General features: G+C 29.9%; 20 protein-coding genes and 1 tRNA gene. 17 read left to right on the plus strand and 4 right to left on the minus strand.

Annotated elements, in window-relative coordinates; genetic code table 11:
- The first annotated feature begins 57 nt into the window (after nt 1-57).
- The 12 genes from WNY60_RS13360 (at nt 58) to WNY60_RS13415 (ending at nt 14847) form a co-directional block, all read left to right on the plus strand.
- Nucleotides 58-1962, plus strand: coding sequence for an ABC-F family ATP-binding cassette domain-containing protein (locus WNY60_RS13360; RefSeq protein ID WP_342862641.1), 1905 nt, complete (start codon nt 58-60; stop codon nt 1960-1962).
- 80 nt (nt 1963-2042) lie between these two features.
- A complete protein-coding gene (locus WNY60_RS13365; RefSeq protein WP_145003264.1) occupies nt 2043-3179 on the plus strand; it encodes an HlyD family efflux transporter periplasmic adaptor subunit in 1137 nt (378 codons plus the stop codon).
- Nucleotides 3179-6376 carry an efflux RND transporter permease subunit gene (locus tag WNY60_RS13370; protein ID WP_342862642.1) on the plus strand — a complete coding sequence of 1066 codons (3198 nt, stop codon included), beginning with the start codon at nt 3179-3181 and terminating at the stop codon, nt 6374-6376. Before WNY60_RS13365 ends, WNY60_RS13370 begins: the two co-directional genes overlap by 1 nt.
- Entirely contained in the window at nt 6366-7682 is a 1317-nt protein-coding gene (locus tag WNY60_RS13375) for a TolC family protein (protein WP_342862643.1), read from the plus strand. The genes WNY60_RS13370 and WNY60_RS13375 overlap by 11 nt, the downstream gene beginning before the upstream one ends.
- A gap of 185 nt (nt 7683-7867) precedes the next feature.
- Nucleotides 7868-8683 carry a Two component regulator three Y domain protein gene (locus tag WNY60_RS13380; protein WP_339809171.1) on the plus strand — a complete coding sequence of 272 codons (816 nt, stop codon included), beginning with the start codon at nt 7868-7870 and terminating at the stop codon, nt 8681-8683.
- A 71-nt stretch (nt 8684-8754) separates the two neighbouring features.
- Nucleotides 8755-8937 (plus strand): CPXCG motif-containing cysteine-rich protein, encoded by a 183-nt coding sequence (locus WNY60_RS13385; RefSeq protein ID WP_342862644.1) that lies wholly within the window; start codon nt 8755-8757, stop codon nt 8935-8937.
- Nucleotides 8938-9056: 119 nt separating this feature from the next.
- A tRNA-Met gene (locus WNY60_RS13390) sits at nt 9057-9129 on the plus strand.
- Nucleotides 9130-9304: 175 nt separating this feature from the next.
- A complete protein-coding gene (locus tag WNY60_RS13395) occupies nt 9305-10522 on the plus strand; it encodes a site-specific integrase (protein ID WP_342862645.1) in 1218 nt (405 codons plus the stop codon).
- A gap of 1 nt (nt 10523) precedes the next feature.
- Nucleotides 10524-11369 carry a hypothetical protein gene (locus tag WNY60_RS13400; protein WP_342862646.1) on the plus strand — a complete coding sequence of 282 codons (846 nt, stop codon included), beginning with the start codon at nt 10524-10526 and terminating at the stop codon, nt 11367-11369.
- A gap of 141 nt (nt 11370-11510) precedes the next feature.
- Nucleotides 11511-12854, plus strand: coding sequence for a DUF3987 domain-containing protein (locus tag WNY60_RS13405; protein WP_342862647.1), 1344 nt, complete (start codon nt 11511-11513; stop codon nt 12852-12854).
- 156 nt (nt 12855-13010) lie between these two features.
- Nucleotides 13011-13850 (plus strand): AAA family ATPase, encoded by an 840-nt coding sequence (locus tag WNY60_RS13410; protein WP_342862648.1) that lies wholly within the window; start codon nt 13011-13013, stop codon nt 13848-13850.
- Nucleotides 13828-14847, plus strand: a complete 1020-nt coding sequence (locus tag WNY60_RS13415; protein ID WP_342862649.1) for a DUF3871 family protein — start codon at nt 13828-13830, stop codon at nt 14845-14847. The genes WNY60_RS13410 and WNY60_RS13415 overlap by 23 nt, the downstream gene beginning before the upstream one ends.
- A 34-nt stretch (nt 14848-14881) precedes the next feature.
- Here the strand turns inward: WNY60_RS13415 and WNY60_RS13420 are convergent, their stop codons facing one another.
- On the minus strand, nt 14882-15052 hold the full coding sequence (locus tag WNY60_RS13420; protein ID WP_342862650.1) for a hypothetical protein: 171 nt from the start codon (nt 15050-15052) through the stop codon (nt 14882-14884).
- 160 nt (nt 15053-15212) lie between these two features.
- Between WNY60_RS13420 and WNY60_RS13425 the strand changes: the two genes are divergently transcribed.
- The 5 genes from WNY60_RS13425 to WNY60_RS13445 are packed head-to-tail and all read left to right on the plus strand — an operon-like array spanning nt 15213 to nt 22615.
- Nucleotides 15213-16112: a DUF4007 family protein gene (locus tag WNY60_RS13425; protein WP_342862651.1), complete on the plus strand. Its 900-nt coding sequence runs from the start codon at nt 15213-15215 to the stop codon at nt 16110-16112.
- Entirely contained in the window at nt 16099-19323 is a 3225-nt protein-coding gene (locus WNY60_RS13430; protein WP_342862652.1) for a hypothetical protein, read from the plus strand. The genes WNY60_RS13425 and WNY60_RS13430 overlap by 14 nt, the downstream gene beginning before the upstream one ends.
- Nucleotides 19324-19325: 2 nt before the next feature.
- The gene (locus WNY60_RS13435) at nt 19326-20453 is read left to right on the plus strand and encodes a phosphoadenosine phosphosulfate reductase family protein (RefSeq protein WP_342862653.1); all 1128 of its coding nucleotides are present in this window, start codon (nt 19326-19328) and stop codon (nt 20451-20453) included.
- A gap of 11 nt (nt 20454-20464) precedes the next feature.
- Nucleotides 20465-21622, plus strand: a complete 1158-nt coding sequence (locus WNY60_RS13440) for a DUF262 domain-containing protein (protein ID WP_342862654.1) — start codon at nt 20465-20467, stop codon at nt 21620-21622.
- A gap of 3 nt (nt 21623-21625) precedes the next feature.
- Nucleotides 21626-22615: a protein kinase gene (locus WNY60_RS13445; RefSeq protein ID WP_342862655.1), complete on the plus strand. Its 990-nt coding sequence runs from the start codon at nt 21626-21628 to the stop codon at nt 22613-22615.
- Nucleotides 22616-22704: 89 nt separating this feature from the next.
- Here WNY60_RS13445 and WNY60_RS13450 read toward each other — a convergent pair whose 3' ends face one another.
- From WNY60_RS13450 to WNY60_RS13460, 3 genes are read right to left on the minus strand one after another with little or no spacing between them, the layout of a single operon-like run.
- The gene (locus tag WNY60_RS13450; RefSeq protein ID WP_342862656.1) at nt 22705-23094 is read right to left on the minus strand and encodes a hypothetical protein; all 390 of its coding nucleotides are present in this window, start codon (nt 23092-23094) and stop codon (nt 22705-22707) included.
- A gap of 6 nt (nt 23095-23100) precedes the next feature.
- The gene (locus tag WNY60_RS13455) at nt 23101-23559 is read right to left on the minus strand and encodes a hypothetical protein (RefSeq protein WP_342862657.1); all 459 of its coding nucleotides are present in this window, start codon (nt 23557-23559) and stop codon (nt 23101-23103) included.
- Nucleotides 23559-25685 (minus strand): hypothetical protein, encoded by a 2127-nt coding sequence (locus WNY60_RS13460; RefSeq protein ID WP_342862658.1) that lies wholly within the window; start codon nt 25683-25685, stop codon nt 23559-23561. The genes WNY60_RS13455 and WNY60_RS13460 overlap by 1 nt, the downstream gene beginning before the upstream one ends.

Below are 25685 nucleotides of genomic sequence, written 5' to 3' on the forward strand. Positions count from 1 at the left end.
TTCAACTACAAATTTAAGTTTTATTCTTTCAACATTAAGTAACATAAGTCACAATTCATGCTAAATATTCATAATTTATCCATTTCATTTCAAGGAGAATACCTTTTTGAAGACATCACATTTAAATTAGGAAATGGTGATAGAGTAGGACTTATTGGTAAAAATGGAGCCGGAAAGTCAACGATGCTTAAAATTTTGTCAAAGGAATTAGAACCAGATTCTGGTCAAATTGCAGCAGATAAAACTTTAAAAATTGGTTTCTTAAAACAGGACATAGATTTTGTTTTAGGTAGAACTGTTTTAGAAGAATCGTATCAAGCTTTCACTGAAATTAAAGAGATTGAAGCAAAAATTGAGCATATTAATACGCAATTAGCAGAGCGTACAGATTATGAAAGTGATGCGTATCATGATTTTATGGTAGAACTGAGTGATATACAACATCAATATGAGATTTTAGGTGGTTATAACTATCAAGGTGAAACTGAAAAAATACTACAAGGTTTAGGATTTAAACGTGAAGACTTTAATAAACTAACCGATACGTTTTCTGGTGGATGGCGTATGCGTATCGAGCTGGCCAAATTACTATTACAAAATAATGATGTGCTACTTTTGGATGAGCCAACTAACCACTTGGATATCGAGTCTATTATCTGGTTAGAAGGTTTTTTAAAAAATTATCCAGGTGCTGTCGCAATTGTGTCGCACGATAAGATGTTTTTAGATAATGTAACTAATCGTACTATCGAGATTTCTTTAGGACGTATTTATGATTATCCAAAACCTTATACGCAATATTTAGTGTTGCGAGAAGAAATTAGAACACAACAGTTAGCGTCTCAAAAAAATCAACAAAAACAGATAGAACAAACTGAAAAGTTGATTGAAAAGTTTAGAGCCAAAGCCAGTAAAGCAACTATGGCACAATCTTTAATGAAAAAGCTAGATAAGATTGATCGTATCGAGGTTGATGAAGATGACAACAGTGTAATGACCCTAAATTTTCCAGTGTCTATAACGCCAGGAAAAGTTGTGGTCGAAGCGAATAGTGTTTCAAAAAGTTATGGTGATAATCAAGTTTTAACAGGTGTTGATTTATTAATAGAGCGTGATGTTAAAACTGCTTTTGTCGGTCAAAATGGTCAAGGTAAATCAACCTTGGCTAAGATTTTAGTTGGCGACTTAAAGCATGATGGTCATCTTAAGTTAGGTCACAATGTGCAAATAGGGTACTTTGCACAAAATCAAGCAGAATATTTAGATGGTAGTAAAACTGTATTAGATACTATGATTGATGCTGCTAACGAAACCAATAGAAGTAAAGTCCGTGATATTTTAGGATCTTTTTTATTTAGAGGTGAGGAAGCAGAAAAATATGTTAGAGTATTGTCTGGAGGAGAGCGTAATAGGTTAGCTTTAGCTAAATTAATGTTGCAGCCATTTAATGTTTTGATAATGGATGAGCCTACTAACCACTTGGATATTAAATCTAAAAACGTTTTAAAAGATGCCTTACAGCGTTTTGAAGGGACTTTAATATTAGTATCTCACGATAGGGATTTTTTAAAAGGATTAACTAATACTGTTTTTGAATTTAAAGATGGAAACATTAAAAAGTATTTAGGAGATGTTGATTATTATTTAGAGCAACGTAATGTTGAAAACTTACGTGAAGTAGAAAAACGAACGGTTATTAAAAGTCAGCCTAAAGAAACACCTAAACAATCCTACGAAGACCAGAAAAAAGTTAAGTCCTTAAATAACAAGTTAAGTAATTGCGAGTCTAAAATTAATCAATTAGAAAAAGAAATTAAATCAATTGATGCTGAGTTAGCTACTAACTACGATGAAACCGTTGCTAAACCTAAGTTTTTTGAAAACTATCAAGCTAAAAAAGACCAATTAGCAAAGCTAATGCAAGATTGGGAAGATATCACGTTGCAATTGGAAGCATTTTAGTTATTTCTTTTAGGTTTTTTTTAACATTTAACGTCTAAACTATAGGCTAATTTTGGGGTCTTACTGTCAAAACCAAGTACATGCGCAAAATTATACTATCAATCTTAGGTGTTTTACTTATTATTGCTGCCATTTTTATTTCTAAATCTTTAGTAGATAATAAAAATAAACCAAAGCCCATAGCAGCTAAAGTTATTAAAACTGTATTTACAGATACGGTCAATAATACGACTATACCTATTGTAATTGCTGCAAATGGAAATTTAACAGCTAAGCAACGTGTAGAGCTTTACTCGGAAGTACAAGGTATATTTCGTAATGGTAGTTACCTTTTTAAACCAGGTCAAAACTATCGTAAAGGGCAAACCTTAATTCGTGTGGATGCTGCAGAGTATTATGCTAGTGTACAATCTTCAAAAAGTAATTTATACAACTCGATAGCTGCAATAATGCCAGATTTACGTTTGGATTTTCCAGATGTGTTCCAAAAATGGCAAAGCTATTTGACTAGTTTTGACTTAAACAAAACCACACCAAAATTACCAGAAATATCATCTGATAAAGAAAACTACTTTATTACTGGACGTGGTATTATCACAAATTACTACAATGTAAAAAATTTAGAGCAACGTTTGTCTAAGTATACTATAACTGCGCCTTTTAATGGGATTTTAACAGAGGCTTTGGCAACAGAAGGATCTTTAATTAGAAATGGTCAAAAACTAGGAGAATTTATTAATCCTTCAGTTTATGAGATGCAAGTGGCTATTAGTAAAAGCTTTGCCAATATCTTAAAAGTAGGCGAAACCGTTAGTTTAACTAATTTAGATAAAACAGAATCTTATACAGGTAAAGTGTCGCGTGTTAACGGTAGTATTGACGCAACCACACAAACAGTTACTGCTTTTATTGAAGTTGAAGATAGTAACCTTAAAGAAGGTATGTATTTAGAGGCAAATTTAAATGCTAAAAGTATTGATAACGCTATTGAGATAGACCGAAACTTACTAACAGACAACCAAGAAATATTTGTTATTAAGGACAGTTTGCTGGATGTGATGCCAGCTAAACCAATTCATTTTTCTGATACTAAAGTAGTTTTAAAAGACGTACCTAACGGAACAGTTATTTTAAAACGTACCGTTCCAGGAGCGTATGCAGGAATGTTAGTACAGCCATTTGTTGAAAATAACAAAACAAACAATAGCGCAGAATAATGAGAAAAATAATCACTTATTTTATCAAATATCACGTAGCAGTTAATGTCTTTATTTTAGCATTTGCTGTTTTTGGTATTCTAGGATATTCGTCTTTAAAGTCTTCGTTTTTTCCTTTAGTGGAGTCTAAAATTATTAACGTTAGTATTGCGTATCCTGGAGCATCTCCTCAAGAAATTGAGGAAGGTATTGTACTTCAAATCGAAGAAAATTTAAAAGGTCTTAAAGGTGTTGATCGTGTAACCTCTGTGTCTAGAGAAAATAGCGGAACAATTACTGTCGAGATTGAAAAAGGTGAAAACCTTGACTTTATGCTACTTGAGGTAAAAAATGCAGTGGACAGAGTGCCAACCTTTCCAACAGGTATGGAACCTCTAGTCGTTTCTAAACAGGAAGAAGTCCGTCAAACTATTTCTTTCGCTTTAAGCGGAAAAGACATTCCGTTAGCCACATTAAAACAATTAGGTCGTCAGGTAGAAAATGACTTACGTGCTATTGATGGTATTTCGCAAATTGAAGTGTCTGGTTATCCTGAAGAAGAAATTGAAATTGCTGTAAATGAAGGCAGTTTATTGGCGTATAATATAACATTTAGTGATGTTGCCAATGCGGTATCAACATCTAATATATTAGTAACAGGAGGTAATATAAAAACGGATGCTGAGGAGTATCTGATTAGGGCTAACAATAAACAATATTATGGAGACGAAATGTCTAATATTATTGTAAAAGCTTCAGCAGATGGTAAAGTAGTGCGTTTAAAGGATGTCGCTATTGTCAGAGATCGTTTTTCTGAAACACCAAATGCCACGTATTTTAATCAACAATTAGCAGTTAATATTACTGTAACAAGTACAAATAATGAAGATCTTATAATCTCTGCAGATAAAGTTAAGGATTACATCATTGCGTATAATCAACAACATAATAATGCACAATTAAATATTGTAAGGGATTTATCTATTACATTAAATCAGCGTACAGAGTTACTTGCAGAAAATGCAATAGTAGGTATGATTTTAGTATTGGTATTTCTATCACTTTTTTTAAATACAAGATTAGCATTTTGGGTAGCCTTTGGGTTACCAATTTCATTTTTAGGAATGTTTATTTTTGCAGGACAATTTGATGTTACCATTAACGTATTATCCTTATTTGGGATGATTATTGTTATTGGTATTTTAGTGGATGATGGTATTGTAATTGCAGAGAATATATATCAACATTACGAAAAAGGTAAAACGCCAATTCAAGCAGCTATTGATGGTACAATGGAAGTAATTCCTCCTGTGGTTTCAGCAATTATAACAACATTATTAGCCTTTTCGCTATTCTTATTTTTAGATAGTAGGATTGGAGAGTTTTTTGGTGAAGTTTCCGTCATAGTTATTCTAACCTTAGTGGTATCATTGGTTGAAGCATTAATTATTTTACCAGCTCACTTAGCGCATTCTAAAGCTTTACGACCTTATGTTGAAGAAGAAAATCCATCAAAACTAAAACAGTTTTTTGGTAAAATGAGGTTTATCAATAAAGCAGGAGATAGATTGATGTCCTTTTTAAGAGATAAAGTTTACACACCAACTTTAGACTTTGTACTTGAGTTTAAAATATTGTCTTTAGGTATTTTTATTGGGTTGTTAGTATTAACTTTTGGGTCTATTGGAGGAGGTATTATCGGTGTGACTTTGTTTCCAAGTATTGCTAGTGATACAGTTACCATTCAGCTAGAAATGCCTAACGGAACAAATGTTAAGGTTACTGATTCTATTATTTCTATGATAGAAGAAAAATCGTTTATAGTTAATCAAGAGCTAACAGAAAAGTATTTAAAAGGATCAGATAAACAGTTATTTGAAAACACAATTTTGACACTAAGTAGTAGTTCTAGCGCATCTTTAAGATTAAATATGCTTCCAGGAGAAGAACGTCCAGACGCCATTAAAGCGTCAATGGTTGCTAATAGATTAAGAGAATTAGTTGGACCAGTTATTGGTACAGAGCGTTTGATATTTGGATCTGGAGGAAACTTTGGAGGTAGTCCTGTATCTGTATCATTATTAGGTAATAATATCGAAGAGCTTAAAGCGTCTAAAATAGAAATGAAAAACTATTTAGAAACTAATCCGTTACTTAAGGATATAGAGGATAATGATCCAGCTGGTATTAAGGAAATTAGATTGCAACTTAAAGAAAGTGCTTATCTTTTAGGGTTAGATTTACGTACAGTCATGACTCAGGTACGTTCTGGATTTTTTGGCGTGCAAGCACAACGTTTTCAGCGTGGACAGGATGAGATTAGAGTTTGGGTTAGGTATGATAGACCAAACAGAAACTCGATTAACGATTTAGACGATATGCGTATTTTAACACCAACTGGAGAGCGTGTTAATTTAAAAGATATTGCTAGTTATACAATTGAAAGAGGAGATGTAGCAATTAATCACTTAGAAGGTTTAAGAGAAATTAGAGTATCTGCAGATTTAAAAGATCCTAGCACAAGTAGTACAGATATTTTGGATGATATTAAAGTTAATTTTATTCCACAATTACAATCCAAATATCCAACAATTACAGCTTCATTTGAAGGACAAAATAGGGAAGCAACTAAATTATCAAGTTCTTTAGCGCAAGCAGGAATACCAATTTTATTGTTAATATATATTACAATAGCTTTTACTTTTAGAAGCTACAGTCAACCTATATTACTCTTATTATTAATTCCGTTTAGTTTAACAGCAGTAGCTTGGGGACACTGGATATTAGGGTTTCCGGTTAACATTTTATCATTATTAGGGATAATTGCGTTAATAGGTATCATGGTTAATGATGGGTTGGTACTTATTGGTAAGTTTAATAGTAACTTAAAAGAAGGTATGACGTTTGATGTAGCAATTTCTGAAGCTGGAAAATCACGTTTCAGAGCCATTTTTCTAACGTCTTTAACTACAATTGCAGGATTAGCACCTTTACTATTAGAAAAAAGTAGACAAGCACAATTTTTAAAACCTATGGCAATCTCTATATCTTTTGGTATAGCATATGCAACTGTTTTGACCTTATTAGTATTGCCTTTATTTTTATCGTTTAGTAATACTATTAAGCAAAATGCTAAATGGTTGTTCACAGGTAATGAGGTAACTAAAGAAGAAGTAGAACGTGCTATTAAAGAACAAAATGAAGAAAATGAGCATTAATTACAATCTAGTTATAGCAATATTTTGTTGTGTTACTATAGGTAAAGCGCAGGATGTTTTAACACAAGAACAAGCTGTAAAATTAGCTTTAGAAAATAACTACGGAATTAAAATAGCGAATAACGCAGTTAGAGTTGCCGAAAATAATACAAGCATTTTAAATTCTGGTTTTTTACCTACACTTACAGGTAATGCAGGAGCAACTTATAATTTAGATAATACCGAAGCTGAATTTTCAAACGGAACATCAACCGTTTTAAATGGAGCAGAAAGTGACAGGTATAATGCTTCAGTGAGCTTAAATTATACACTATTTGATGGTTTAGGTAGACGTTATAATTATAAAAGCTTAAAAGAACAATATCAATTGTCAGATTTGCAAGCCAGAGAGACTATTGAAAATACAATTACACAGTTGTTTTCTGTATATTATAGCGTCGCACAGCTTACAGAAAATTTAGATGCCTTATCAGAAACATTGAATGTTTCCAAGGATAGATTAGTACGTGCGCAATACCAATTTGATTACGGTCAAAACACTAAATTAGGTGTTTTAAATGCCGAAGTGGATATAAATAACGATAGTATAAATATAATCTCTGCTACACAACAATTAAAAAATGCAAAGCGTGACTTAAATGTTGTATTAGGTAATGCTTTAGAATCGGATTTTTCTGTTAGTACAGCAGTGGACTTTACTTTACAGTTTCAAAAAGACAGCTTGTTTGAAAAAGCAAAAACTAGAAATGTAGCTTTACTTCAAACAGATAAAAATATTGCAATAAGCCAATTGGATATTAAATCAAGTAAATCAGGCTACCTGCCAACAGTAGGCTTAAATGGAACTTACGGTTGGAATAAAAACAATAATAATGCAGCATCCTTTGTAGCAGTTAGTACAAATACAGGCTTATCTGGAGGTTTAAATTTAACATGGAATTTGTTTGATGGAGGCGGAACAATAACTAGAGTGAAAAATGCTAAAGTTAATCTAGAGACGCAACAACTTCAAAAACAAAACATCCTAATAGGTATTGAAAGAGATTTTGAAAATGCTTGGGAAGATTTCTACAATAAGCTAAATATATATACAATACAACAGCAAAATATTATAACTTCAGAAAGTAATTTTGAACGTACTCAAGAGCAATTCAAAATTGGTCAAGTTAATTCAATCGAGTTTAGACAAGCTCAGCTTAATTTACTTAATGCGGAATTAAGTAGAAATCAAGCAAAATATGAAGCTAAATTAGCAGAATTACAATTGTTACAATTAAGTGGAGAGTTGTTGAATGTGAAGTTTTAAAGTTTTTATTTTCAACCCTTTAAAACGGTTGATTATTTTAGTAAATGAAGAGCTATTGACTTTAGTTTTATAAAATGGAGTTAAATTTCAAATTAAATGTTAATGTTTAATGCATTTAATCGAAATAATTTGTCATTTAACCTCTTTTGTGTTAAGTTTGATGTAGTTAATCCTAAATCATTAACATGAAAACGATAAAATTAACTTTAGTGATGTTTCTTTTTGCTTGTGTAGCATTCGCAAGTGTATCAAATTCTGAGAAAGAAGCTTTAATAGCGCTTTATAATAATACTAATGGACCAGAGTGGAATACTACTTGGGATCTTGATGCCTCAATAGATACTTGGCATGGCGTTACAGTATTAGACTCTAAAATTGTAAGTTTAAATTTGTCATTTAATAATCTACAAGGGTCTATACCTTCAGAAATAGCACAATTAAGCAACTTACAAGTATTAAATCTAAGTTTTAATAAGTTATCCGGAGATTTGCCAGAAACTATGTCTAGCATGCAAAGCTTGTATTCTTTACAATTGTTTTTAAATCAATTTGATGGAGAAATTCCTAATTGGATTGGTAGCCTTTCTAATTTAGAATCGCTAGCATTATACAGTAATCAATTTACAGGTGAAATTCCACAGTCAATTACAAGTCTAACTAAATTACGTAACTTAGAGTTAGGAAGTAACTTTTTAAGTGGATCAATACCTTTTGATATTAGTAACTTAAAAGCATTAAAAAAATTAAGCTTATTAGATAACCAATTAGAAGGTCAAATTCCAGAAAGCATTGCCGAATTGTCAAACCTTGAAGAGTTAGTGTTATCAAGCAATAAGTTATCTGGAACGTTACCTTTTGAGTTATCTCAATTATCTAATTTAAAATTAGTTATGGTAAGTGATAATTTACTAAATAACGATTATCTGACAGTAGTGGACGACTCGCCAAACAAAATGGCATTATTTTTAGAGGACTCAGAAGTTGTTTTAAACCAAGAATAACTTCCTGTTAAAATATATTTAAAATAGTCAACCTTTGGTTGGCTATTTTTATTTTTGATAAAAAGTAAGTTATGTTTGAGCACTATTTTCAATGTCCATATTGTTGGGAAACCATATCAATGTTACTAGATTCAAGTGTAACTAAGCAAACCTATGTAGAGGATTGCGAGGTGTGTTGCAATCCAATTCAAATTTCTCCACAATTTGAGGAGACTGAACTTATTGGTTTTGAAGCTCTTAATATTGAGCAATAAAAAAAGTTGAAATAATGCTTGTAATATGCAAAAAGGGTTGTATATTTGCAGTCCGAAACGATTAGGTCGACATTATGAATCGAAAGTTAAAAGCTAAGATAATCTTCGGAAATACAAATCGCGGGATAGAGCAGTAGGTAGCTCGTCGGGCTCATAACCCGAAGGTCACTGGTTCGAGTCCAGTTCCCGCTACTACCTTAAGGAGATTCAGAAATGAGTCTCCTTTTTTTATGCCCTAAAATCAAAGGATATAGGGTTTTTCAAATTCTAATATAATTTTAAATATGTCTAAATCTTCAAAAATTAGGCATACAATCAGGTGTACCATTTTCTTTTTCAGGTGTACCATTTTTAAACACGTAATGAAATGAATAACAATAGATTATTAATCCTGTTTTTACTTCAAAAGGTTAGGCAGAATAAAAAGGGAGAATGTCCTATAAGGTGTAGAATTACATACGCTAAAAAGAGAAAAGAGTTTTCAACTGGATTCTTTGTAAATCCAAAGATGTGGTACAGTAAAATGCAGAAAACTCAACCATCTAATAAAGAGAATGATTTTATAAATACACAGCTAGGTCTGATTAAGCAAAATATTAATCAGGCTTTTTTATTTCTACAGGTTAACAATATTACTTTTGATGTTGAAGATATATTATTTCAATATAAAGGTGAAAATATCAAGTCTCAGAAAACACTCCTTGAAGTTTTTGATATCCATAATGCTAAAATGAAAAAACTGATAGGTTTAGAATATACTCAGTCTACAATGAATAAGTTTAATGAAGCTAAATCACATATACAGAATTTTATTCGAAGTAAGTATAATCGTAGTGATGTTGCTCTAGAGTCATTAACAATAAAATTTATTGATGATTTTGATTTTTATTTAAAGTCAGAAAAAGAGCATAAGCAGATAACTATAAATAAAAGTATACAAAGAGTACGTAAGATTATCAAACTAGCAATTGCAGAAGAGTATTTATTAAAAGACCCTTTCTTGTTGTATAAGCCTAAAAGATATGAGCGTAAAGTAGTTTATTTAGATACTAAAGAATTGGCAAGACTTGAAGAATATAATATTGCTCAAACTAGGCTAAAGCAGGTAAGAGATATGTTTGTATTTTGCTGTTATACAGGGTTAGCTTATGCGGAAATGTCAGTATTGTCTAGAGAGCATATAATTAAAGGGTTTGATGGGAATGAATGGATTCATATGTATAGAAAGAAAACTAATTCAAAAGTATCTGTGCCATTACTACCGACTGCGAAAATAATTATAGCTAGATATCAGGATATGACCGATGACAAGTTATTACCAGTTATTTCAAATCAAAAATTTAATTCTTATCTCAAAGAGATTGCTGAAATAGTATGTATTAATAAAAGGTTAACACATCATATAGCTAGAAAAACTTTTGCAACTACAGTGCTTTTATACAATGATGTACCTATGGAAATTGTTTCAGAATTATTAGGTCATTCAAAAGTAGATATTACTCAAAGACATTATGCAAAGGTTGTTCAGAAGAAAGTAAGTGAGCATATTATGAACTTGAAAAGCAAATTAAAAGATAGAAAATAACATGTTGAATTTGCATAAGTTGCAGATTCTGCATTATTTGCAATATATGATATATAAATGGAGAGAATTTAATGGACAACACCAAGAATATGGTATTAATTTAAATAGTGAAAATCTTGTTGCTTATGAGGTCAATAGTGTTTCACTTAATTTACAATTGAATGAAATAGCATCTCCATTTGTTACATCTTTCAGTATGCTTAATATTTTTAAGTTTAATGATGGTATTTTAAAAGCATTTTTGGATTCTAAAGGTTTAGTTGATAAACTAGATGATTTTCGAATACTAGGATGTGCTATGCAAGAAAAATTTTCTAATAGTTTTAATGAGCTTTTAGGACAGTCAGGTGAAGATTTTAGTAATCATAGAAGGGATTATGAAAGTTTGTTAGATTTCTTAGAAGTTTATCTTAAAAGTAAGGATAGGTCTGATTACAAGGGTATTCTGTTTAAAAACAAGTCAGGGGATAATCTCTCACTTCAAAATTTTTTTATAGTTGATGATGTTTATAATGCAATAATGGATAATCTTGGAGTTAATGAGATGAATTTTGCAAAGCGTAAATTAGAGATATTGGAAAAGACTAACCCATATAATTTGAAGAAAAATTCAGAACGATTTAAAAGTGAAATTATTAATTTACTTTTTAATTATTTTAAAGACTTTACTATTTCTGGAGATGAATCATTGAGATGTACGGGTGCATTCTTGCATATTTTTTCTATACCTACTAAGCAGAATATTGAATATGTTCAGTTGTATACTAACATTCGAGTACTATTAGACTTTATTGATATTAAATATCTTAGGCATTATATTTCTCGACCTAAAAACTATCATACTTAATATCAGCTTGAAACAAATTCTTATATTTTTTTCTTCTTTTCTGTTTCTTAAGAAGAGCGTATTTCTAATATAATTTTTAAAATCATCACGAAATTTGTAAAAATCACAGGAAAGTCCTGTGACGTAATTAAATTTTTAAAAATGATTTATAAAGAATCTACAGAAGAAAAGAAAGCAATTTTTGAGGGCCCATCAGAAGTTGCTGTAACTATGAGTTCAAAAGAATATATACCAAATGAAGTATATATGAACTTGCCAGAGCCATTAAATCAATTGACTAGCCAATTTGAAGAAAGAGAGAAAGATATTGTTCTTATCTCATCACTAGGTGTTCTAAGTGCTTGTTTGCCGAATGTGAAAGGAAAGTATAGGGATAGTGTTATATCTCCAAATTTATACACATTTATTATTGCACCACCCGCAAGTGGGAAAGGAGCAATGAGATGGAGTAAATTATTGATTCAGCCAATTCACAAAGAAAAACAAGAGGAATACAAAAGAAAGTTACAAGAATACTCTAGAAATCAAGATAGAGAAGCAAATGAAAAGCCGCAAAGAATTTCTAAAGTTATTCCAGGGAATGTGTCAAGTTCTAAACTTTATCATCATTTAAAGCACTCTGAAGATAGTGTATTAATGTTTGAAACTGAGGCTGATTCACTTTCAAATATGCTAAAGCAAGATTGGGGAGATTTTTCAGATTTAATGAGAAAAGCATTTCACCATGAAACATGTAGTATCAGTAGAAGTGATAGGTTTTATGAAATTGATGAGCCTAAATTGTCATTGGTATTATCAGGTACACCAAACCAGTTGCAACCATTAGTTGCATCAAAGGAAAACGGATTATTTAGTAGGTTTATTTATTATTTTTTTGATGAAGTTGAAGGATGGAAAGATGTATCGCCAAGAAATAGAATAGGTAGTATTAGTATGGAGTCATCATTCAAAGAAGCTGGGGAATCTATTAAGGATTTGTATAATAGGCTTATAAAATTAGATAGTATTTATATTGTAATGAATGAATTACAATGGGATAGATTTAATACTGATATGAAGCTTATCAATAATGTGTTTCTCACAAATAAATCAGACTTTATATCAGTAACTAAAAGATTAGGAGTCATGGCATTTAGATTGATAATGATACTAACTATAATAAGAAATACTTCTAGAGTTCAAGAAGAGTCATTAGTTCTGGAGGTTAATAATAATGACTTAGAAACAGTATTATACTTAATTAAATTTTTAACAGACCATAGTTTAAAAGTTTATGATAGCTATTCAAAAAAAGTTAAAAAGCTTACTGTACAGGATAGGCAAATATTAGCAGAATTACCTGAGGTCTTTAAAAGAGGTAGGGGAGTTGAATTAGCTACAGAATTAGAAGTACCTGAAAGAACTTTTGCTGAAATATTAAAAAGATGGCAAGCCGAAGGAATCCTAGAAAAAGTAAAACATGGAGAATATAGAAAGTTAGTTTAAAAAACATTGCAAATTATGTAAAAACTGCAATCATTGCAGTATCAAAGAGCAGGCTTTATGTCTGCTCTTTTTCATTTAAATCTGAAAAATAATTCAGATAAATATTAATCTTAAATTTTTTAAATTATGAACTTAAAACAAAGTAAAAGACAAAATGTGAAACTTAGACTAGGTATTTCTGGTGCAAGTGGTTTTGGAAAAACTCATTCAGCTTTATTGTTAGCTTTTGGGATGACAGGAGATTGGTCTAAAATAGCAGTAATAGATAGTGAGAATTCTTCTGCATCACTCTATTCAAATCTAGGAACATTTAATGTATTAGACTTATCTGCACCTTATAGTCCTGAAAGATATAATGAGGCTATTGATGTATGTGAAAAATCCAATATAGAAGTGATAATTATAGATTCTATAACTCACGAATGGAATGGAAAAGGTGGTTGCTTAGATATACATGCTAAACTCGGTGGTAGATGGCAAGATTGGTCATTAGTAACACCGCGTCATCAAGCCTTTATAGATAAGATACTTCAATCTAGCTGTCATGTAATAACAACAGCTAGAAGAAAAATGGACTACTCTTTAGATGTAGCTTCAAATGGCAAATCTAAAGTTGTTAAACATGGTACTAAAGAAGTTACAAGAGAAGGCTTTGAATATGAGCTTACTGTAAACTTTGAATTATTAAATGACCAGCATCTGGCAAAAGCTTCAAAGGACAGGACTAATCTATTTTCATCATCACACGAATTTGTAATAACATCTAAAACAGGAGAAAGACTCTTAAAATGGTGTAATGCAAAACCTGTTACAACTCAAGAAGTGCTAGATAAGATAAATGGTGCATTGTCTGTTTCAGATTTATCAGAAATTTATAGAGAATTTCCATCTTATCAGCAAAGTCTACAATCTCAATTTATTAAAAAGAAAGTGCAACTAGAAGAATTAATTAACCCTAAAAACTTTAGTCAAAATGGACATGCAAATCATTCCTAAGCCAGTTTTAGAACTTTTGCCTGTTACGCCTGTAATTGAGTTAGAAAGTATCTTAAATCCAGTTATTGAATCTGAATACAATCATAATCCTTTTATTGAAGCTAACACCAAAACAGTAGACTTGTCTCATTTACAAAGAGATTGTATTATACCAGTCTTTTCAAAAGATAATGAACGTACAATAAGTCACCATGAATTTATTGAAGTTACACATAATTGTGCTAGCATAGTATTCAGTCATCATAGTATTGATGTGCCAGAGATTAGAATTAGTCACCAAATTAAAGGTAGGACTCCTTCAGCAATCCATAAGTCAGCTAAAGAATTACTAGACCATGAAAAGACTACGTATTATGAACGTATGGCATTCATAATTCGTGTACCAAGTATTACAGAAACTATTAATGGAAACAAACTAGCTTTAACTATTGGTGGAGTACGCGCATACAATAGAGAAAATCTTTACAGTAAAAAGTCTGTAGAGAAGTTTCAAGTATTTATAGGCTTTCAGAATCTGGTATGCTGTAACTTATGTATTAGCACAGATGGTATTGCTTCAGAAATGCGTGTAGGCTCTGTACAAGAGTTGGCTAGTAAAGTAATGGAGCTGATTAAAAACTATGATTCAGAAAAACACCTGTTTCAGATGAAACAATTAACAGAGTACAGTCTTACAGAAAAGCAGTTTGCTCAATTAGTGGGACGTGCCAAGTTGTATGGGTATTTGCCTAAAGAACAGAAATTAGAAATCCCTAATTTACTTCTTAATGATGGGCAGATATCTACTATTGCAAAAGATTATTATCATGATGAAAGATTTTGTAAAAATAAAGATGGCACTATTAACCTTTGGAATGTCTATAATCTATTCACATCAGCTAATAAGAGTAGTTATATTGACACTTTTAGTGATAGGAATGTAAATGCATTTGAATTTACTAATGGACTAGCACAAACTCTCGGTGATGTTTCTAAACATCATTGGTTTTTGAGTTGAGTGATGCCCAGCTTCTATTTATTTAGAAGTTGGGTTATTTTATGTTTTCTATGCTTTCTTTAGAGTAGAAATAAGCATTACCTCGCTTTTCAAACTTCAATTTACCTTGAACTCTATAATGCATCAAATCACAACTTTTTATTTTAGCAATTTTTATAGCATCCTTACTTGATATCCAATTTTTATTTTCTTTTTCAAGGGACATGTTTTTTTTTATTTAAATAATTGATAATCAACTTGTTGAAATATGTTTGTTATTTTTTATAAAGCATTAACAATAAATAATTTACAAATGGATGAGTTCATCCATTTAGATAAATATAATATATTATCTTGCACTTATAATTAAATTTACACTAAAATTAATGATTTCAGATCAAGAATCTTATAGATTTTCAGGGCACGATACGTTTCATTGCAAGGAGCAATGGATTTTAAAAGGAGCTCAACTAGTTGGTATAGAAGAGGGTACGGATGTTTTTAAAGAAAACAGAGCAATCTCTTTATTAGGTGTTGGTAAAAATATGGTTAGATCAATTAATCATTGGTTAAGAGCTTTTGGTGTTATAAGCAAAGATGATGAGGTAAGTAACTTTGCAAAGTTATTATTTCTTGAAGACAAATTAGATCCTTATTTGGAGAATGATGGCTCTTTATGGTTGCTTCAATATTATTTATGCAAAACTAATCATTCGTCAATTTTTCAATTAATATTTTCAAGTTATTTTTCAGATAAAGCTACTCTGGATTTTTCTGAATATCAAATTTTTAATTACGTTAATAGATTACTTGTAAATAAGGGGATAAAAGAAGTAGCTGAAAAAACTTTTAACTCTGATTTTAAGGTTTTTATTCGAACTTATGTTTCTCCTGCTAAAAATGAAAAAACCGTAGAAGATGATTTTAACGCCCCGTTGCTGAGCTTGAATCTAGTGTCAGATACGGGAAGAAAGAATGCAGCAAACCAAACTATTTATAGGTTAAACAGAGGTGTTCAAGACAGCGTGTCTTGTGAGATTTTCGGGTATTGCATATTAGATGAATTTAAAAATGAAACATCAATTACTTATGATGAAATAAGAAAGAAAATTGGTTCTTATCTGTGTTTATCTAATGAAGGATTAGAAATTCTGATAGATAAGCTTTGTGATGAAAACAATGAATTTATTTATAAAGATGACGCAGGAGTTAGGCAGTTACAAGTGAAAAATAATTCAGAGAATTTTAAAAATATAATGTTGAAAAAGCACTATGGCATACAGTAATAATATTTCAACCAATATAGTTAGGGATGAATCTAAGGAAATAGATTATGTAGTAACGCCTAACACTAAAGAGATTTTTGATAGAATTTTTATTAATAATTATGGTGCTAATAAATCATTTAACTTAATAGGTAACTATGGTACAGGTAAATCGACATTTCTTTGGGCTCTTGAAAAAAATTTAAATAAAGAAAAGATATTTTTTAATGACCTATTACCCAAAGAAAATAGTATTGTAGATTATGAATTTATAAAAATAATAGGCGAGAATAATTCTCTTCTAAATGTATTAAGTAAAGAACTTAATCTTAAAGGAGAAGTTGATAATTCTAGAATAATTAACGCTCTAGAAAAGAGGAGGGTAAAAGCTCTTGCAACTAAAAAAGGGGTTGTATTAATTATTGATGAGTTTGGTAAATTTTTAGAATATGCTTCAAAGAATAAATCTGCTGATGAGTTATTTTTAATTCAACAAATTTCCGAGTGGGCAAATGATGATTCAAATGAAACGTATTTTATTATTACGTTACATCAAAATTTTTCAAGTTATGGTAATAGCTTGTCTAGTCAAGATAAGTTAGAATGGGAGAAAGTTAAAGGGCGATTTGTAGATTTAGTTTTTAACGAACCTGTAGAACAACTTATTTATTTTGCTAGTAAAAAGTTAAAGGAATTTTTAATTCCCGTAAAACATAAATCCGATTTTAAAAACTTATTAAAATTAATACAGAACTCAAAATTAGTAAGTCACAATAAGTTGGTTAATGAAGAATTAAGTAATTCTTTATATCCATTAGATTGGTTGTCATCAAATGTTTTAGTTAATTCCCTTCAACGTTATGGTCAAAATGAAAGATCATTGTTTTCATTTTTAAATGATGACACAGATTATTCGGTTAAGCAATTAAAAGAAAATTTTTATTCTGTTTCTAATGTGTATGATTATTTAGTAAACACATTGTCAACAGAAATTAATAGTTCAGATAATCCACATAGAGCACAATGGCTAACTACATTTAGGGCTTTAGAAAGAGCTGAATTAGTTTTTGAAGAAGATTACTTAAAAGTTTCAGAAGTAATAAAAACGATAGGATTAGTTAATATTTTCTCTAAGGTAGGGGGGCTTTTCGATAAAAAATTTATAGCTAGATATTTTAAACTAACAAGAGGTTCTGATGTTCTACCTATTTTAGATGAACTTGAAAGAACAGGTATTATTAGGTTTTATAAACATAGTAATAAAATAAATTTTTTAGAAGGCACAGATTTAGATCTAGAACAAGAGCTCATTACTGTTAGCAGAGAAATTAATCCTGATTTCTCTATTGCCAATGAAATTAAATCCCTTGTGGATTTGCCTGTAATACTGGTTAAAAGATACTCTTTTGAAACGGGTACAAGACGTTTTTTTGAATACCGAATATTCGACTCCTTTAATGAAGTTACAGAAGCTGAAGGCGTAATAGATGGCTATATTAACTTAGTTTTTGAAGATTTAAAAGTTTCTGATATTAAAAAGAAATCAAAAGATTCTGTTTCTAATATTTTTGTTTTGTATAAGAATTCTTTTCAGATTAGAAATGAGGTTTTAATGATTCTTAAATTTAATAAGCTTTTAGAAAAACATCAAGACGATAAAAATGCATTAAAACTTTTAAATTCTGAAAGGGAGTTTCATTTACAACAGCTAGAAAATCTTGTCATTAACAAGTTATTTAATAATGATAAGAATATCTGGATTAATAATGGTAAAGCTGAACTTATAGTAAGTAAGCATAAACTTTACGAATGGCTAACGGAGATATGTTACACTATTTACGAAAAAACACCAGTATTTAACAATGAACTTATAAATAAGCAATTTTTAAGCACGCCTATTAGTACAGCTAGAAAATATTTGATAAGAAGTTTATTGGAGAATGTTCACTTAGAAAATTTAGACTTTCCTGATGATAAATTTCCTCCTCAAAAAGCTATTTATATTAGTTTATTAAAGGATTCAGGTATACATCAAGAAAATAAAAAATTAGGTTATTATGAGTTAAAGAAGCCAGATAAGATGTCTTACTTGTATAATTTATGGCAAGAATCTGAAGATTTTCTAAAAAGTACTTTATCTAATAAAAAAAACTTACTTGAATTTTATGAGCTATTGGAACAAAAGCCCTATAAACTCAAAAAAGGCTTTATTGACTTTTGGGTACCGCTCTTTTTGATAGCCAAAAAGGAAGATTATGCTTTGTTTCATTCAAATGGAGGGTTTGTTCCTTTTATAACAGAAGATACAATAGATTTGATTCATAAAAAGCCTCAAGACTTCTTGGTCAAAAGTTACGACGTTTCTGGATTAAAGGTTAATCTGCTAGAGAGTTATAAGGAATTAGTGCAAATTGGTGATTCTAATTCAAAAGGTACGCAGTCTACTTTTTTATCGATTTTCGGAAACTTTTTAAGATTTCAAAGAGGATTAAATAATTACACTCTTAAAACCGACAAATTATCTATTAAGGCAGTTAAGTTAAGAGAGGCAATCATGAAGTCTAGAGATCCTGAGGATGCCTTGTTTAATTTATTCCCTACAGCATTGGGTTATCATTCATTAGCTATAAAAGAAGATGTAGAGGTTCTTAATTCATTTACTAATCACATACAGGATGCAATAAGAGAAATACGTAGTGCTTATGATGAATTGCTTAATAGGGTAGAACAGGTTATTATAGATTCACTTTATTGCTCATCTCGGGAGTTTGAAGTTTATAAAAATGAAATTAACTCTAAGATTAATCAAATTAATCCATCGACTTTAGGTAAAGTTCAAAGTGTTTTTTACAAACGGTTGATGTCTCCTTTAGATGATAGAATAAGCTGGATTAAATCTGTTGCAGATGCAGCCTTAGGAAAAGGTCTTGAAGATTTATTAGACGAAGAAGAACCATTATTAATGGATACAATAAAAGATTTGTCTTTAGGCTTAATAAAAGCTTCGGAAATCCGTAATTTTAATAAAAATTCAAATAAAGGGACATTATACTCTATTCGCTTTTTTGGTGAGACAGGAGAATTTGTTGATAAATCCTTAGTTGTAGACACAAATAGTTCAAAAGAATTTATGTCTATCAAGAAAAATATAAGCGAAACAATTAATAAATTAGATGAAGCTAAAAGGAAAGAACTTTTAATAGAGTTGCTTTCAAAAGAAATGCATATTTAGTAATGGAAAAAGTAAAACATCTATTAGGTATATCAGGCGGAAAAGATAGTGCTGCACTATCTATTTACATGAGTCAAAAATATCCAGAATTAGATATAGAATATTATACCTGTGACACGGGTAAAGAACTTAAGGAAACATACGACTTGATAGGTCGTTTAAATTCTGTTCTAGGGAGAGATATTGAGTTGTATAAGTCTATGGATGAGGACAACTCTCCAATGAAGAATCCTTTTGATCATTTTTTAGCTATGTATGGAGGTTACCTGCCTTCTGCTACGGCTAGATGGTGTACTAATAAGATGAAATTACAGCCTTTTGAATCTTATGTAGGTGATGAGCCCACTATTTCCTATGTTGGGATTAGAGGTGATGAAAATAGAGAGGGATATATCTCTAAAAAAGAAAACATCCAAACTATATTTCCTTTTAGAAAAAATATTTGGAGTGAAGATGTTATAAAAAAACTATTAATCAATTCTAATATTGAAATGGTTAAAGCGTATTATACTGAATATTCTAATAAGAATGTATTGGCTAACGCTCTACAGTATATAGAACAACCTATTTCTCCTAAGTTTACACAAACGCAAAAGCTAAATGCTTTAATGGATGTGGATTTAAAACTGTTTAATAAAGTTGTTTTTGAGTTCCTAAAAACTACAGACTATCCAATAGGTAAGCTAGATGTATTTCCGTTAATTGAAAATGATGAAATCATAGGGCTTAACGATGTTTTTCAAATACTTGAAGAATCTGGGGTTGGGGTACCTGCATATTATAAGCCTATCGAATACCAAGTAGAAATTGATGGGGAAATAAAAAAAGGAACCTACTCTAGAAGTCGTTCTGGTTGTTTCTTCTGTTTTTACCAACAAAAAATAGAATGGGTTTGGTTACTAGAGCAACACCCCGATTTATATGTAAAAGCTATTGAATATGAAAAAGAAGGGTATACCTGGATGGCGGAATCTCTGGAGGTACTAAATAAGCCAGAGAGAGTAGAAGCTATTAAGAAAGAGCATTATTTAAGAATGAATAGACAAAAGAAAAAATCTAGGACAGGACAATCTTGGCAAGATGAAATATTAGAAGCTGAAGGAGATGGTTGCGCTAGTTGTTTTATTTAAAAACAAATTTTATGAAATATTTTTTAAAATCATTACCAGTAAAGGACTTGATAGCTCTTATTGATAGAGAGATTCTAGATTTATCACCATCCTATCAAAGGGAGTATATTTGGTCATTAAGTGATCAAAAGGAATTAATTAATACGATATATAAAAAATACCCATTACCTAACCTTTTTTTTAATGTTTTAGATAACGGAAATATTGAAATGGTAGATGGCCAACAAAGATCTCGAACTATTTACAGGCATTATAAAAACGAAATAAAGTTTGCAAAAAAGGACATTCAGCAGAATATCCAGATTGAAGATTTTTTAAATTACGAAATACCGGTAGTTTATATTGAGAAAGCAAACCCTGAAGAAATAAGAGAGTTTTATGTTTTAATAAATAAAAAAGGAAAGTTTTTAAATAACCCAGAGGTTCAGAGGTCTGAGTTTCAAGAAACTAAATTTCTGAAGCTATCTGAAAAACTAACATCAAACCAACAGTTTGTTAATTTAGATCTTTTTACAAATACTGCTGCATTAAGATTAAATGATAGGGATTTCGTTCAAGAACTTCTAGGTTATTTATTAATGAGTTATAAAGATGTAGAAAATAATGTGAACGAGGGGTACGAAGGTATTCGAGACAAAAAGCAATTTATTGATAAAGAAATTTTTCAACAAGATATTTCAGAATTAGAATCAGAAAAACTTGAAAGTAATTTTAAAAAAATAATAAATAAAATCACATTTCTAGATGAGTTTAAAAGAATCAACAGTACTCGTTATAGGCAGCGTAATGATTTTTATACTCTTTTTAATTTTATAAATAAACACGTCTATTTAAGCAATGAAACCTTATTATATCAATACAGAATTCTACTAGAATTTGATGGTAAAGATACTGATGGATATCAATTTATTAGACCTACTAATGAAGATTGTGAGCCTTTTAAAAAATATGCTCAGAATTGTGTTTCTCAAAGTAATTCTAAGATAGCGAGAAGATCTAGATTAGATTTTTTCGAAAACACTTTATTAAATAAAGCAGAAAATATAAATGAAAACGAAATTTTATCAGATATCATTTTTTATTTTGATGAAATATATGGAGAAGAAAAAATTTCTTTGGAAAAGGTAAATCAATATTATTTATTGAATATAGAATTGTTTAATAATTAATTTATGAATTTTAATTTTCCAGATTTCATAAAGTTATCATATGATAAGAAAATTGATAATATTGATTATTCTCAGCCTCAAAATAATTTAATTAACATAAATAATGTAGATTATATTTTTAAAAAACTCAGTGAAGAAGGAAATAAAGGTGGAAATTCAATAATATTAAAGCTTTATTCAGATGCTGAAATTCAAAATGAGGAAGATTATGCTGATTTAGATAGTATAACACCCGATTCGATTTTGAAAATTTTAAAATTCAATTTTAAAAAAAATAGTAGAGGCTCGTCTTTTAAGAAAATTCATAAAAGATTTTTAAATGAGATTCAGGCATTAAATCTTTGTAAGGATACAATTTCACAGAATATAATTGAGATTTATGATAGTGGAGAATGTTTAATAGATGGTAAGTTCTATCTTTTTTATACAATGGAGTATGCTCAGAATGATTTAAAAGATTATGTAGAGCAAAACCATTTAGAGATTGATTTTAATACTAAGATAAAATTTTGCAAAGAAATATTGGAAGGTATTAAAGAATTGTACTTTCATAAAATTTATCATAGAGACATTAAACCTGATAATATCTTTATGGTTAATGGAAAATGGAAGATAGGAGATTTAGGCTTAGTAGAAGGAAGGTATTTGGATCACGAATTAGATAGGGCTTCAGAATTTATAGGGCCAAGGGGGTGGATTTCTCCAGAAGCAATGAATAAGTACTTAACTGAAAACAAGAGGTTTATTTCAGGATTTGACTGTGAAATTGATAATCAATCTGATATTTTTCAATTAGGTAAATTATTTTGGTATATTTTTCAACATAATGCTCCTATAGGGTCAGTGCGCTTATCTGATTTTAATCGTGAATTTAGAGAGGTTTTTCCAATATTAAAAACAATGTTAAGTCATAGTAAACAACAACGGTATAAAGAAGTCGATGAAATAATTCCTTTATTTAAGCGAATAGAGAAAAAAACACTTTTAGGATAAAAAGGTTAGACAAGTTTAAAAAACTTTCTTAAAAACACATATTTACTTCCATTTATTAAACTAAAAAACATGCAGTTATAAGGTTCTTATTATGAACTAATTCTTGTTTTTAAATAATTAGTAAACTCAGTCTTCTTTAATAACTTCAATAATAACTGGCTAATTATTATTGAAGTTATTTTAGTTTTGAGTTCAGTTTTACTCCTAAAATCATTGATTTCCTCATTAATGTCAATTTCAAGATATTCTTTATTAACAAAGACCTTTAAAGGCATTCCTAGATTACAGTTTTTAGTTTTAAAACTATTTTGATGTTCTTTCCATGTCAAGTTAAAAGCGTCCATTAAATCGCCTATTTCAAATGTATTAGATTTATTTTCTGAGTACAACTTGTGCAAAGAAAGTAATAATATAATTTGATGAGGAGCTAAGTCTCCTCTTGCTTTATCTCTTTTTAGATTATCTACAAATTCTTTCATATTAATTTATCTTTTTACAATCTCTATTAAAAAATCATCAGGACTATCAAATTTCCTCTCGTATCCAGGTGTTTGACGAATTTCTAATATGTGTTTTGCTCCTCCTTCAGCATATTCACTAATTATTGTTAATATTTTACGAGATTTTAGAAAATCTTCTGATTTTTCAGCATCGATTTTTCCTATCGCCATTAGTAGTAAAGCGTGTGCTATTGAATCAGATCCATTAGTAATCATTTGGTATTGAAACGAGGATTGATTAGGTAAACTAGCGCCTTCTTCTCTTTTATCGTTTATAAAGCCAATAATTGCAGCCCATGCATACACCTGCCAGTATTTAGAAAAGAACTTATCATCTTTTTTACTTAAAGATTCTTGCTTACGGGCAAACATATCTCTAATCTGCTCAACATTACTACCATAATGAACATTTCTCTTGTTGATTTCTACAAATAGTTTTTCCATTATTTAATTGTATTGATATAAGTTTTTTTGTTAATACGAGAATCTAGCCCTTGCTTATCTATAAGATCATTTTTTAACTCGTAGTATTTACTAATCTTTGCTTTTGTAATAAATCCAGCTCTTTCATCTCCTTTAAGTTTATTATAATCTTTAGACATAATAATAATTTGACCAAAAGAATCTGATAAATTTTCAGTTAGAAAAAGAGTGTTTTCATCATCAAATTGAGAAGTTGGAGCATCCGCTAGTAGCGGAAACGAACGATTCATTTTCTTTTCACTTAAAGATAGAAAAGCATTTGCTACTGCTAGTTTTTGGGCCGTAAGTTCGGCAGTATTTAAATTTGTAAGTGGTTTTTTTGTTTGTTTATCAATTATTCTAACACCTTTGTCTATCTCTATCTCTCCTTGCGGATTCCCTCCTAAATATCTTGAATATAGTGAGTTGCTTTCTTCGTTTATCTCCTTCATTAATTGATCTAAAGCTTCATCTTTCAATTTAATCAATGCTGCATTAATAGTGTCAATATATTTTTTTGCTTGCACCTCTGTTATCTCAATAGAATCATCAATACCCATTATTTTTGCTTTACGCTCTAATAACTCACGAAGGTTTCTTTCTTCAGACTCTTTATCATTCTTATACATCAAAATTCTTCTTTCTGCACTAGCTTTACTTGTATTTAAACTTCTAATTTTATTCAATACTTGTTGGGCGTTTGTTGAACCAATAGTAATTTCAGAAGGGTTTTCAATTCCAGACTCAGAAAATAGGTTTTCTCTACGACTTAATAATTTTTTCCTTTTACTAATAAGTTTTTCTATTTCATTATCATTTTCTTTTACTTCAGTTGAAATACCAGGAAGTTCATTTAATAAATTTCTTTTAAACCTATTAAGTTCTGTAAAATTATCAGATAAAACTTTTTGGATTTGATTATTTTTAAAATCTTCCATGCGTGACTCAAGAGCATGATACGGAGCTGTATCTTCTTCAACTGCTCTTTCACATATATAACAAATATTATCATCTAACATTTTTTGTACATATTCGGGGCCAGGCAATGTAATTGGCACTGGGTTTTCTGATTTCTGAAAAGATTTTATATCCTTACTTAAAACATTAAGGTTTTTAGATGAGTCTTTAATCAAATCATCACACTTATTAAGCATCCATTTCGAAATAAATTTCTCTTTATTTTGTACAGATAAAAAATCTATCTTATCATTAACCGTTTTTATATCATATTCTAATTTATTCAAATTTGCCTTTAACTCCGAATACTTATCAAGCCCTTTTAATTTATCTTCTTCTTTAGATATAGAGTCTGTTAAATCTAATAACTCCTTTTGAGCGTCTATAGTTTTATCTTCAAAAGAGTCAAGTTTTCTTTTTAAGTTATCAATATTAAAAATGATACTTTGTTGTTCCGCAGTAAACTTTTTGATTTTATTTAATTCTTTATCAATTTTTTTTCCGATACTAGACCCTGATGCTTTTGTAATGTTTACTAGATTTTCATAAATAGGAAAATAAGAGATTTCCTTTATGGCATAATTTAAAGTTGAAGGGTTACTAAAATCGTATAAGTCATCAACAGTTTCACCTTGAAACCACATGAATTTTCTAATACTAACAGGGAAAATTTTATCTAAAAACCACTTATGTTCTCCTTTATCTAAGTATTTAGTTTCTCCATCTTTTACATACCAAATTTGTAATTCTGGTTTTGATGTTGGAATAATATCTTCAACTCCCTTTCTGTAAAAAACTTCCTTTTCAAAATGATATTCTACAAGTTCTCCTTTTATCTCTTCATTTTCATGAAATTCGGCGGTTAATGTAATTTTAATTGATGTTTTATTTAAATCATCAATTTTAGACTCAGAAACAATATGATCAGGCAATGTTATTATTCTATCTGCTGATTTCCATTCTTTTTTTGTTGTGTCATCTTCTTTATCAACGTACACGTTGTTAAAAAACGTCCAATGGAAAGCATTAAATAAATGAGATTTTCCTCCAGAATTTTTTGCAGAAACAATATTAAGACCTTCTTCAAAAATAAATTCATTATGTTTCACATAACAAAAAAAGTTATCTATCTCTACTTTGTTGATTATCAT

The organism is Olleya sp. AS48 (assembly GCF_038900355.1).
Lineage (GTDB): Bacteria > Bacteroidota > Bacteroidia > Flavobacteriales > Flavobacteriaceae > Olleya.